The sequence below is a fragment of the Bacillus sp. CIS52 genome (assembly GCF_053545315.1).
The window spans coordinates 52,542-64,528 of record NZ_JBIUFR010000005.1 but is presented as its reverse complement, the minus strand read 5'-3'; the positions used below and the strand labels follow the sequence as shown (position 1 = coordinate 64,528).

General features: G+C 49.8%; 14 protein-coding genes. 4 read left to right on the top strand and 10 right to left on the bottom strand.

Annotation, left to right across the window (positions count from 1 at the left end; genetic code table 11):
* Positions 1 to 26 precede the first annotated feature (26 nt).
* The 4 genes from ACH32G_RS16145 to ACH32G_RS16130 form a co-directional block, all read right to left on the bottom strand.
* Positions 27 to 821: a putative hydro-lyase gene (locus ACH32G_RS16145; RefSeq protein WP_047476258.1), complete on the bottom strand. Its 795-nt coding sequence runs from the start codon at positions 819 to 821 to the stop codon at positions 27 to 29.
* Between the two features lie 4 nt (positions 822 to 825).
* Positions 826 to 2,040 carry an NRAMP family divalent metal transporter gene (locus ACH32G_RS16140; RefSeq protein WP_045926236.1) on the bottom strand — a complete coding sequence of 405 codons (1,215 nt, stop codon included), beginning with the start codon at positions 2,038 to 2,040 and terminating at the stop codon, positions 826 to 828.
* Between the two features lie 22 nt (positions 2,041 to 2,062).
* A complete protein-coding gene (locus ACH32G_RS16135) occupies positions 2,063 to 2,827 on the bottom strand; it encodes a 5-oxoprolinase subunit PxpA (RefSeq protein ID WP_047476256.1) in 765 nt (254 codons plus the stop codon).
* Positions 2,828 to 3,027: 200 nt separating this feature from the next.
* Positions 3,028 to 3,777, bottom strand: a complete 750-nt coding sequence (locus ACH32G_RS16130) for a Cof-type HAD-IIB family hydrolase (protein ID WP_327815911.1) — start codon at positions 3,775 to 3,777, stop codon at positions 3,028 to 3,030.
* Between the two features lie 127 nt (positions 3,778 to 3,904).
* On the opposite strand from ACH32G_RS16130, the gene ACH32G_RS16125 reads away from it, so the two are divergent.
* The gene (locus ACH32G_RS16125; RefSeq protein WP_003156294.1) at positions 3,905 to 4,069 is read left to right on the top strand and encodes a hypothetical protein; all 165 of its coding nucleotides are present in this window, start codon (positions 3,905 to 3,907) and stop codon (positions 4,067 to 4,069) included.
* A gap of 38 nt (positions 4,070 to 4,107) precedes the next feature.
* On the opposite strand, the gene ACH32G_RS16120 is transcribed toward ACH32G_RS16125, so the two are convergent.
* From ACH32G_RS16120 to ACH32G_RS16100, 5 genes are all read right to left on the bottom strand, one after another.
* Positions 4,108 to 4,503 (bottom strand): 3-hydroxyacyl-ACP dehydratase FabZ family protein, encoded by a 396-nt coding sequence (locus tag ACH32G_RS16120; RefSeq protein WP_016937238.1) that lies wholly within the window; start codon positions 4,501 to 4,503, stop codon positions 4,108 to 4,110.
* Positions 4,504 to 4,572: 69 nt separating this feature from the next.
* Positions 4,573 to 5,694, bottom strand: a complete 1,122-nt coding sequence (locus ACH32G_RS16115; protein ID WP_448814577.1) for a mannitol-1-phosphate 5-dehydrogenase — start codon at positions 5,692 to 5,694, stop codon at positions 4,573 to 4,575.
* 1 nt (position 5,695) lies between these two features.
* Positions 5,696 to 6,127, bottom strand: a complete 432-nt coding sequence (locus ACH32G_RS16110; RefSeq protein WP_012116817.1) for a PTS sugar transporter subunit IIA — start codon at positions 6,125 to 6,127, stop codon at positions 5,696 to 5,698.
* 25 nt (positions 6,128 to 6,152) lie between these two features.
* Complete coding sequence (locus ACH32G_RS16105) at positions 6,153 to 7,586, bottom strand: PTS mannitol transporter subunit IICB (protein WP_448814576.1); 1,434 nt, start codon at positions 7,584 to 7,586, stop codon at positions 6,153 to 6,155.
* Between the two features lie 182 nt (positions 7,587 to 7,768).
* Complete coding sequence (locus ACH32G_RS16100; RefSeq protein ID WP_016937241.1) at positions 7,769 to 8,110, bottom strand: hypothetical protein; 342 nt, start codon at positions 8,108 to 8,110, stop codon at positions 7,769 to 7,771.
* Between the two features lie 176 nt (positions 8,111 to 8,286).
* Here ACH32G_RS16100 and ACH32G_RS16095 point away from each other — a divergent pair, with 176 nt between their 5' ends.
* Genes ACH32G_RS16095 through ACH32G_RS16085 form a run of 3 tightly spaced genes read left to right on the top strand, consistent with a single transcriptional unit; the run spans position 8,287 to position 11,141 of the window.
* The gene (locus tag ACH32G_RS16095) at positions 8,287 to 8,859 is read left to right on the top strand and encodes a DeoR family transcriptional regulator (RefSeq protein ID WP_047476249.1); all 573 of its coding nucleotides are present in this window, start codon (positions 8,287 to 8,289) and stop codon (positions 8,857 to 8,859) included.
* A gap of 32 nt (positions 8,860 to 8,891) precedes the next feature.
* Positions 8,892 to 10,517, top strand: a complete 1,626-nt coding sequence (locus ACH32G_RS16090) for a copper resistance CopC/CopD family protein (protein ID WP_448814575.1) — start codon at positions 8,892 to 8,894, stop codon at positions 10,515 to 10,517.
* Positions 10,518 to 10,529: 12 nt separating this feature from the next.
* Entirely contained in the window at positions 10,530 to 11,141 is a 612-nt protein-coding gene (locus tag ACH32G_RS16085; RefSeq protein ID WP_045926241.1) for a YcnI family copper-binding membrane protein, read from the top strand.
* A gap of 45 nt (positions 11,142 to 11,186) precedes the next feature.
* Here ACH32G_RS16085 and gdh read toward each other — a convergent pair whose 3' ends face one another.
* Complete coding sequence (gene gdh, locus ACH32G_RS16080; RefSeq protein WP_016937245.1) at positions 11,187 to 11,972, bottom strand: glucose 1-dehydrogenase; 786 nt, start codon at positions 11,970 to 11,972, stop codon at positions 11,187 to 11,189.
* Between the last annotated feature and the right edge of the window lie 15 nt (positions 11,973 to 11,987).

Here is an 11,987-nt window from a genome sequence, read left to right as displayed (position 1 = left end):
CATCACCTCGTTGTTTTCTTTCTCACTTACAGAACAGCAAGCGATTCGTTCCGTATATCAGTGATCAGCATGTGCCCAGGTGAATGGGTTATCACGATATCGGGCTTTGTTTCCATGATCACCGCCTGCGGTGTAACGCCGCACGCCCAGAATACGGGAACTTCGCCTTCTTTCACCGTTACGGCATCTCCGAAGTCCGGCTGATTCAGATCGCTGATGCCGATGCTTTTCGGATTCCCGATGCGGACGGGGGCGCCGTGCACAGCGGGAAAACGTGACGTGACCTGTGCCGCGCGGACTGCCAGTCTTTCCGGAATCGGCCTCATGCTGACGACCATCTTTCCTGAAAACGGGCCTGCCGGAACACAGTCAATATTTGTTTTATACATGGGAACGTTCACGCCTTCATCAATATGCCTGATTGGAATGTGCTGATTGATAAGGGCTTGCTCGAATGAAAAACTGCAGCCGATCAAAAAGCCGACAAAATCTTCCTTCCAATATGGCGTGAGATCCGTTACCTCTTCAGTAAGCACGCCATGCCGATAGATTCTGTATTTCGGAAAGTCCGTCCGGATATCAGCTCCCGGCGCCGCTATTGCCGGAACGGGTGAACCCGCATCTGTCACGTCAAGCACCGGACAAGGCTTTTGATTGCGCTGGCAGAATAAGAGAAAATCAAAGGCTAGATCCTTTTGCAAAACGACGAGATTGGCTTGTGCGTAAGAAGCGGCCAATCCCGCCGTCGGCCCGGTCATCCGCCCTTTTCTGATAAGCTGCCTGACTTCTTCGGGACTCATGTCACTCATATGTTTTTTCATGTCATCAGCCCCATAGCTGCGGCATTTGCGAGAATAATGTATAGATGCCCATAACCGCCATGACAACGACTACGATTGCCCCGGCGATCGTCAGCCAGATCGGATGTTTGTAGTCGCCGACGATTTTTTTCTTATAAGCGCCCAACAAAATCATCGCTAATGCAAGCGGCAGAATTAAACCGTTAAGCGAACCGACCGCGACCAGAATTTTGGCAGGCTGGCCGATCGTGACAAAAATGAGAGTGGATACGATGATAAAAGCGATAATTACGCCGTTCGAATGCTTTTCGATTTTTGCCGAGAACGATTTGAAGAAAGACACTGACGTATATGCGGCGCCGATGACAGACGTAATAGCCGCAGACCACATGATGACGCCGAAAATTTTATAGCCGACATTTCCCGCCGCAAGCTTGAACACAGAAGCCGCGGGATTATCAGGATCAATGCGCAGGCCCTTTGAGACGACGCCGAGCACGGCGAGAAACAGGGCAATCCGCATAACAGATGTAATCAATACGCCTGTAACGGAGCTTTTCGTAACCTGAGGAATGACTTCCTTCCCTTGAATGCCTGAATCAAGCAAACGGTGGCCGCCGGCAAATGTAATGTATCCGCCGACCGTGCCGCCGACAAGCGTCACGATCGCCAGCACACTGATATGATCAGGCATAAAAGTTTTCACAACGGCGTGTCCGACCGGCGGAGCCGTCGTTACGGCAACATACACCGTCAATACGATCATGACAATTCCGGCGATCTGCATAAAACGGTCCATGACTTTTCCGGCTTCCTTTATGACGAAAATCAAAACCGCAATCGCAGCGCTGATTAAAGCGCCGATCTCCGGTTTGATTCCGAATAATACTTGAAGGCCGAGACCCGCGCCGCCGATGTTTCCGATATTAAACGCCAGTCCGCCGAGCACCACCAGAAAAGCAATGGCATAACCGGCGCCCGGAAGCACCATATTTGCTATCTCTTGGCCGCGCTTTCCGGAAACCGCGATAATCCGCCATACATTGGTTTGCGCGAAAATGTCCAAAATAATAGAGATTAAAATGATAAAGCCGAAGCTTGCCGCCAATGTATTGGTAAACGTGGCCGTCTGCGTCAGAAAGCCGGGCCCGATTGATGATGTCGCCATCAGAAATGTCGCGCCTAAAAGCAGCGACCATTTGCCGGAAGCCTTTCCGGCTGTTTTTTTCTTTTGCTCCATGCTGTCTTCCTCCCTCTGCTGCTCAGTCTTTTGAAAGCGCACTGATTTGAATGTCAGCCGCTTTTAATTCGTTTCTGATTGTTTTGGCGAATGTCAGCGCGTGGGCGCCGTCTCCGTGAATGCAGACGGTGTCCGCTTTCAGGCTTACAGCTTGTCCTTTACGTGATGTCACCGTGTTGTCTTTCACCATTTGAATCACTTGCCCGACCGCTTTTTTGTCATCCTGAATCAGCGCATCCGGCTGTGAACGCGGCGTCAGCGTGCCGTCTTCCTGATAGGTGCGGTCTGCAAACACTTCGCTTGCCGTCTGCAGTCCGATTCGATCTCCCGCTTTAATCAGCTCGCTTCCGGCTAGCCCGAAAAGAATGAGTCCGGGATCAAAATGAGAGACCGCCTGAGCGATGGCCTCTGACAGGCCGCGGTTGACGGCGGCCATATTATATAAAGCGCCGTGCGGCTTTACATGCTGCATCGCGACACCTTCTGCTTTTAAAAAACCTGACAGCGCGCCGATTTGGTACAGTGTCAGATCATACGCTTCCTCGGGCGTAATCGCGATCTGCCGCCGCCCGAATCCCTGAAGATCGAACAGCCCGGGATGAGCGCCGATTTTCACGCCCTTTTCCGCCGCAAGCGCAACCGTTTTGCGCATCACGCTGGGATCACCCGCATGAAAGCCGCAGGCGATGTTTGCAGATGTCACATAATCCAAAATCTCTTCATCCATCCCGATCTTATATGCACCGAAACTTTCTCCTAAATCACAATTGATGTCAATCTGAAACATAAGCTCCCTCCTGTATTGTAAGCGTTTTATATGATTATCATTCCGCTATTCGGAACGACTATTCCGAATTGTCGGATTTCACTCAATTATATCAATTCTGACACGTTTGAACATACCTTTGTCAGAAAACCTACCATGGACCTAGTCACTAATGTGACAAACAAAAAAGAGAGCCTCATCCAGAGGCTCTCTTTTTTCTATTATAATACCCAGTGGCGGATCGCTTTGGCGACTCCGTTTTCTGTGTTGACATCTGTCACCCAGTCAGCGGTTTCTTTTACAATATCCTGCGCATTTCCCATGGCGACGCCGACACCCGCTTTTTCAATCATCGCAATGTCATTCAGACTGTCACCCATAGCCATCACATTTTCCATCGTAAAGCCGAGTTTTTCCGATACCTTCGCCAGCGCAGCCGCTTTATTGATGCCGAGGGCATTGACTTCGATATTGATCGGGCTTGAGTTTGTGACTTCGAGCTCCTTGTTTTCTTTCAGCTCTTTCAGCACCTCATTCCGCACATCGTCATCCTCGATTTCAAATCCGAACTTGAGCCACTGGTGATCCGTAATCGTTTCCGGGAATTCCCCTCTCCACACTTTATCGACGGTAGAGGCCCAGAAATTCGTATTGTGCTTATTTCTCAGATCCCATAATTTTTGAATATGATCGGTATGAAGAAGCTTGCGCTCAACCAGCTCAAAGTTGGAATCCCAGATTTCGCTGCCGTTTGCCGTAATTAAAAAGGATGACAGCTCGAGAGACTCAGCCAGTTCGCGGCATGTCATCAGCGTGCGTCCGGTGCTGATGACGACGTGAACTCCTTTCGCCTCCGCTTCCTTGATCGCCCGCCGGTTTTCCTCCGGGATGAGCTGCTCGTCATTGAGCAGGGTTCCGTCCATATCAATCGCGATCAGTTTAATATCTGCGTCTTCTCTTTGTATCGGCATATATGTACCTCACTTTTTATAATGTAGTCGTCTCTATTTTAATACATATGACCCACAGGAACAAAAAACCGCTCCTGACGTTTGGCGGGGAGAACGTTGAGGAAAAGAAATATTGAGGTGATGGAGGATGAAAGAAAGAAAACAGAAAAACAAACCGAATGAAAATCCTGAACATCATGATTTAACCGATCCGATTCCGCTGGAAGAGCTGAAGGAAAACGCCAATGATGAAAAACACAAACACGACCAAAGAGACAATTCACAGAGTGAAAGAGATTATGATACAAAATAACAGGCTTGTCCGAAAGCCGCCGCTGGAGGCGGCTTTTTTTACGATGGTGCGATAAATATGCTGATCTCAGCTTCCGCTACCGGATTCCCGGCAACGGACGCTTTCGCCCGGCCGAACACAAACCCGCGCCTCGTTCGCGTGACTTCAAACAGCAGATCCAGACGGTCTCCCGGCAAAGCGGCGCCTAATCTTTCCGCTTTCTTCACCGCGGATAAAAGACCGAGGCTGTCACCGCCGGTAATTCCCGCGCAAGCCGCCGTTTGGGCCATCGCTTCAATGACGAGTGAAAACGGCATCTCTCTTTGTGATTCGGTTATAAACCAGTCATTTTCACTGATGTTTTTGTAAGCGGCCGCCCATTTTCCGGCTTCGCTGTTTGTCGTGCCGTCAATCAAAAGAAACGGAAAACGGTGGGGTAAGAGCTTTTGAGTCATCATACAGCCTCCCTTCCCCAACATTATAACAGAAGAAAAAAAAGCCGCGTCCCCCGACGCGGATTCATCTTATTGATTGAGTTTTTTGAGCACGATGCCGTGCAGCGGCTCATGCGGCTGAATACCGCAAATGTCTTGCAGAACACCGCTCGTTCCTTTTTCCGCGATAAGCTTCTGCAGTTCAACCGCTTCCGGATCATCCTGATAGTCAAAGCGCAGGGCGGCGGCGATGCCTTCCGCCAGCGCGTTCGGTTCTTTTATTTTTTTGGCAGGCCCTACTAATCTATCATTCGCTCCGAGTTTTCTGAGCGGTGATCTGGCGACTCTTGTCACATCATCCGTGATGTATTCATTTTCAAAACGGCCGATGATTTTCTTCATGTACTGCTCGTGTTCGGCTTGCTTAAAGCCGTACGCTTTCACCAAGTACTCGCCCGTTTCTGAAAGTGCATCGTACACGACACGCCGGATTTCAGGATGGTCGATGGCCTCTTTGACGGTTTTTAATCCGCGCTGATAGCCGACGTACGCTGTAACGGCATGGCCGGTATTGACGGTAAACAGCTTTCTCTCGATGAAAGGTGTAAGATCATCCGTAAATAGCGCACCTTTAAGTGCCGGCTGACCGCCGGCAAAGCCGGTTCTGTCTATGACCCATTCAAAAAACGGCTCTACGGATACTTTCAGCGGGTCTTCATGGTGCTGAATCGGCACGATCCGATCCACCGCAGAATCAGGGAAGCCGACCGTCCGGTTCACGAGTTCCCGCTCCGCTTCCGTCAAATGTCCGAAAACTTCTTTTTTCAGAAAACGGCTGCCGCCGATCATATTTTCACAGGCAATGATATTGAGAGGCTCAGAGGACGTTCTGCGCTTCAGCCCTTCCGCGATGGACGGGGCGATGAGTCTGAGAACGTTCGGGCCCACTGCCGTCGTAATGATCGCCGCGTCATTGATCAGCCTGTACAGCTCTTGTTCTTGCACCGCGCTGTTGATGGCTGAAACGGGGCCGATAATTTCTGTCTGCCGGCCGCCGTCGGCAAGCTCCACGGTATATTCCTTCTTATCATTGAGAAGGCCGACCATCGTTTCATTCACATCTGCAAAAACAACCTCATAGCCGGAATGATGGAGCAAAGCGCCGATAAAGCCCCGCCCGATGTTTCCCGCTCCGAAATGAAGAGCAATCATGTCAGTTCACCTCGCTGAAAATCGCGGCCAGTTCTTCTTCCGTCTTTGCACTGATCAGCCGCTCGATGTTTTCTTCCTCTGAGCAGATGATGGCGATGTTTGACAGAATGTCTAAGTGTTCATTGTTTTTTCCGGCAATACCGAAAACGACCTTTGCCGTATTGCCTTCACCGTATTCCACCCCGTCCGGAATCTGGATGACGGAAATGCCTGAATGAAGCACCTCATCCTTCGCATCTTCCGTGCCGTGCGGGATCGCAATGAAATTCCCCATGAACGTGGATGATGTTTCTTCACGTTCGAACATTTTTTCCACGTAGCCGTTCTTCACGTAACCGTTATCAATCAACGTCTGTCCCGCCAGGCGGATGGCATCCTCTTTTGAATTCACTGTCTGGTTCAGTTTGATGTTCGCTTTAGCCAATACTTCCATGATGAAAATCCCTCTTTCTGTTTGATTAGTTTTTAAGCTTTTCAATCAGTTCATCGTATTTCGGGCTGTTCAAGAAATTATCAACCGAAATGTGCACCGCCTGCGGCAGCTTCGCTTTCGCACGGTCAGTCAGGTCCTTATGCGTAATGACTATATCCGCGTCATTCGGAAGATTATTGATCGACGTATTTGTCACATCAATGTCAAGTTCTGCTTTTTTCACTTTGTTTCTTAAAATGGAGGCGCCCATTGCGCTCGATCCCATTCCTGCATCACATGCGAAGATAATGCGGCTGACTTTGTCAGCGGAAATATCAGCGGCACTGTTTTCCGGCTCTTCCTCTTTGTCCGCCAATGCGGCCGCTGCTTCGCTTTTCCTGCCTTTCATTTCCTGCATTTTTTCCGCAGCGGCTGTCAGATCTTCTTCTCCCGCTTTAGACGATTTCAGAATAAACGCCGAGACGATAAACGATACGGCCGCGGCAACGATGACGCCCGCCAGCACGCCGAGATAGCTTCCCTTCGGTGTCAGCGCCAAAATGGCGATGATGCTGCCCGGAGATGATGCCGCGACAAGACCCGCGTTAAAAAGCGAGAATGTGAGCAGCCCGCTCGCTCCCCCGGCGATCGCCGCGAGGATCAGCATCGGTTTCATTAAAATGTAAGGGAAATAGATTTCATGAATCCCCCCGAAGAAATGAATGATCGCCGCTCCCGGAGCCGTCGATCTTGAAGAACCTTTCCCAAAGAACATGTATGCCAGTAAAATACCGAGTCCAGGCCCGGGGTTCGCTTCCACTAAGAACAGAATGGATTTACCCGCTTTGGCGGCCTGCTCGATTCCGATCGGACTTAAAATGCCGTGGTTGATCGCGTTATTCAGGAACAGGACTTTCGCAGGTTCTACGAAAACGCTTGCAATTGGCAGCAAATTCGCGTGGACAATGACTTCCACACCCGCCGCCAGCAATTTGTTAAGAGACAGGACGACCGGGCCGATCGCATAAAACGCGATAATCGTCAGCACCGCGCCGATAATTCCCGCCGTGAAGTTGTTGATCAGCATTTCAAAACCCTGTCTGACTTTATCTTTAAACACACGGTCTAATTGTTTAATGAGATAACCGCCCAAAGGCCCCATAATCATTGCCCCTAAGAACATCGGTATGTCCGCCCCGACAATGACTCCGATGGCGGCTGTCGCTCCGACGACTCCCCCGCGGTGATCGTAAATCATTTTTCCGCCCGTATATGCGATTAAAAGCGGCAGAAGATACGTAATCATCGGGCTTACCAATGTATTCAGCTGCGGATTCGGAAACCATCCCGCAGGAATAAACAGCGCGGTGATAATTCCCCATGCGATAAATGCGCCGATATTCGGCATGATCATACCGCTTAAATAACTGCCGAACCGCTGTATCTTTACTTTCATGCCAGCTTGCTGTTCTTGCTGCATATCATTTCCCTCCCTGTTTGCCTGCCTTAAGATGAAAATAAATAAGACACGGGGTTTTCTTTCGCCCCTGTGCCTTCATCATAAAACGCTTACAATCCTCATTCAATGAAAAGTAAAGAGGAGTTTGGCACAGAGACTGTGACAAATCCTTAACTAAAAAAAGACACCTCATCAAAGGTGTCTTACCGCTTCCTGTATATAATGTGTCCTTTTGTAACGACGAGTTTGGCAATGATCCGCTCACTGACAATAAACACCGGATACGCACATACGAGCGCAAAAATGGCGGCCGGCACATACCGCGCGGCCGGAAACATCGGCATGACGGCGGTTCTGGCCATCTGCACAAGATAAATCAAAAGCACGGTTATCGCAATGGCTACAGCCATAATTGGAGCTGATACTTTATATTCACGCAATTTCACATGGCAATGTCCGCACTGAAACTGGCACGGGATCATGGATGATCTGACCATGTCGCCTGTAATCGGCTTGCCGCAGTTCGGGCAGGTCGTTTCTTTCATATTTATTCCTCCATTCAACTCTTCTATTATAACAGAGTCTGTCTCCGCGTTTTACATTTGTGATTGTTCAACATATTTTCACACATTTTATCATCAGGCTCTTGTGCACATTTGTGAAAACATCTACTCTTAAAAGGAGGTTCATCACTCATTCGCATAAAAAGGAGGATGCAGAATTGCTTCCGATTAACAGACAGCAAACCTTGCTTGAATGGCTGAAAGAGGAGGGCGCGCTGAAAATCTCTGACATAAGCGAGAGATTCGGCGTCTCCGAGATGACCGTGTACAGAGACGTCAATCAGCTGGCGGATGCAAACCGGATTATCCGGACACCCGGCGGCATTACGCTCCCGCCCGCTTCAGAAAAAAGCGCCAATCAATGCGGCTATTGCCTGCGGCCGATTCAGCATTCATATTCTGTCCAGCTCATTACTGTTTCACAAGCCGTTGAGCAGATGTGCTGCATTCATTGCGCGATTTTGCGGTATGAGGATAAAAAGGAAGAAGTGTCTCATGTCATTTGTAAGGATTTTCTTCTCCAGACGACGCTGACGGCCGCTTCTGCTTACTTTTTAGTCCATGCCGATATTGACCTTCACTGCTGCCGGCCTCAGGCGATTCCCTTCTCAACGCGTGATTACGCAGAACGGTTTCAAAAAGGATTCGGCGGGGTCATTTGCACCTTTGACGAGGCGGCGGACATCATCTTACACGACAGGCAGAAGGGATGCACCTGCAGCAAGACATAACAACAACCAACCGGAAGGCGGTGTCACAAGCCATGAGACAGAACAAACGCTGGCTCATCTTTTTGCTGTTCCTTGTTTTGATTCCGAAAACAAGCTTCGCCCACGCCTACATCACAAACTCAAATCCGGGTGAGAACAGCGAATTAAAACAAGCGCCGAAGCAGATTGAAATTACGTTTAATGAACAGGTTGAAGAAGGCTTCCACTCCATTAAGGTCTATAATTCATCCGGTGAACGGGTCGATGCCGGCAAAACGGTGATTCAAAAAAGTGATGCCCGCATCATGACCGCGGCCTTGAAAAAAAATCTGCCGCATGATATTTACAGAGCGGAATGGAACGCGGTGTCGGCCGACGGTCACCCGGTATCCGGCGTCATTCCTTTCAGTATCGGGAAAGCCGGCGGTGAACTTCAGGAGCAAACATCATCGCAAGCGGCGCTTCATCCCGAAGCGGCCATCGACCGCGGTATTTTGTATACCGCTCTCTCCCTGTTTATCGGCACGGCGTTTTTTCATCTGTTTTGGTACAGAAAAAACGATTCATCAAAAGCAAAACGAACTGTAAAGCTGCTCGTGATTTCCTTATGTTTAACGGGGCTTGCGCTTGTCTGCCAGCTCCCGATTCAGACGAAAGAAAACGCGGGCGGCGCTTGGAGTTCCGCGTTTCAGCCGGACTATGTAAAAGAAACGCTTCTGAAAACGGCAGGCGGGTATGTCTGGATGATCCAGATCAGCCTATTTATCCTGCTTGCCCTGTCCATGATCCCGCTTTTGAAGAAGAAAGCTTTCCGCTCATTTGCGTACTGGACGGCGCCGCTGCTGTTCTTTTTCGCTTCGCTTTTGGCAAAAGCGTTCGCCGGACATGCGGCGGTTATTGACGAAAAAGCGGTCGGCATCACGATGGATTTTCTCCATTTATCAGCCGCGTCTGTATGGACCGGCGGTATAGCCGCGCTTGTGCTCCTTCTTTCTACAGAGTGGAGAAAAACAGATAAAACAGCTGCCTGGGAAACGGTCAGACGCTTTTCTCCTTGGGCGTTCGCCTCTGTCGGCGTGCTTTTATTTTCAGGTGTGCTGAACGGATTTTTCATTATCCGTTCGTTTGATTCACTCTTTCACACCGCTTACGGCAAGACGCTCCTTTTGAAAATCGGGCTGTTTGTCATCATGCTTGCGCTCGGCGCCATTCACGTATGGATGACGAAGTTCCGCAGAAAAAGGAGCATCAGCGCAACGATAAAGGCCGAATGGGCAATCGGCATTGCGGTGTTATTTACAACCGCCGTCTTCACAAGCCTGCCCAGCCCGCCGCCGCCCGCGCCATTGCCTTTTAACGGCTCAGAAATGATCGGAAACGGGGAAACCCTGTCCCTGCATATTACGCCGAACCAGCCGGGTAAAAATGAATTTCAAGTCATTGTCACCGATCATAACGGCGGCTTGGTGAAAGACATTCAGCAATTTACGGTGACGGTTTATCAGACGGGCTTCAGCGGCAAACAGCATGAAAGCACCTTTGATTTGAAAAAGACGAAGGAAGGCACATTCGAAGCCGCCAACCTGTCCATCACCGAAAAGGGAAACTGGAAGATCAAAGTCCACGGACTGACAAGCGATTTCAATGAAATCAACCAAGTATTCTCAACGACAAACTAAGGAGTGTATCTCATGTTGAAAAAAAAGGCTTTCGTATTCATATTTGCCGTGACCCTGTCACTCACCGGTTTTACGGCTGCAGCAAGCGCCCACGTCTCCGTCAAACCCGCGGAATCCGCGGCGGGTTCCTGGGAAACGTACACAATGAAAGTGCCTGTGGAAAAAAATGAGCCGACAACGAAAGTCGTGCTGAAAATGCCCGCGGGCGTTGAATTCCAGCAGTATCAGCCGATTCCGGGCTGGAAAACGTCCGTAGCAAAGCATGATGACAAGGCGGTCTCCGTCACTTGGGAAGCAAAGGACGGCGGCATTCAGCCCGGCCAATTCCAGCAGTTCACATTCGTTGCGAAAAACCCTGAAAAGACCGCGGATGCGGCTTGGGACGCCTACCAATACTACAAAGACGGCAGCATTGTAGAATGGACGGGTGATGAGAACGCCGACACGCCTCACTCGATTACGAAAATCACAAAAGCGGCGAACGTGACGGATGCGCACGGAGCTGAACAGTCAAATGAAGAAAGCAAATCCGGTGTATCTGCGCTTGATATTGCGGCCATCGTTCTGTCAGCTGCAGCGATTATCCTTTCGATCGCGGCGCTTGTAAAGAAAAAACGCGCGTAAGCAAAAAGCGATCCGGCTCTAAAGAGCCTGAGATCGCTTTTTTTCTTATCCGCGGCCTGCCTGGAATGAAGGATATTTGGTCATTCCGCCGTCAGCAAACAGTGTAATGCCGGTCACGTAGCTCGATTCCTTTGAAGCGAGCCAGACGGCGACGGCCGCGATTTCTTCCGGCTCACCGATATATCCCATCGGAATCATGCTTTCCACATCTTTTTTCTGGACGGGGTCCGCGAATTTTTCCGCATTGATCGGCGTATTGATCGCGCCCGGTCCGATATTGTTAACACGGATGCGCTTCGGCGCGTACTCAAGCGCCAGCGTTTCCGTCATCAATTTAATGCCGCCTTTACTTGCCGCGTAGTGGACAAACAGCGGCCACGGAATCATTTCGTGCACGCTCGACATGTTAATGACGTTTCCTTGAATATCATTTTCTACGTAATATTTAATGGCTTCGCGGCTTCCCAGAAAAGCGCCGGTCAGATTGGTATTGATGACTTTGTTCCAGTCTTTTAACGGCATTTCATGCGACTGAACCGGGTTTTCCATGCCGGCGTTATTGATCATGATATCCAATGTGCCGAATTCTTTCACCGCGGTCTGGACGATGTTTTTCACATCTTCTTCTTTTGTGACGTCACCTTGAATGATGACTGCTTCACCGCCCGCTTTTTGAACCTCTTCTTTTACGGTTTGGGCCTCTTTTTCATTACTGTAGTAGTTAATGACGACTTTCGCCTGCTCCTGTCCGAAGCGGAGCGCCATCGCTTTTCCTAATCCTGATGATGCTCCCGTAATGGCTACGACTTTTCCTTTTAAATCCGTGTACATGTTCAAACCTCCTGC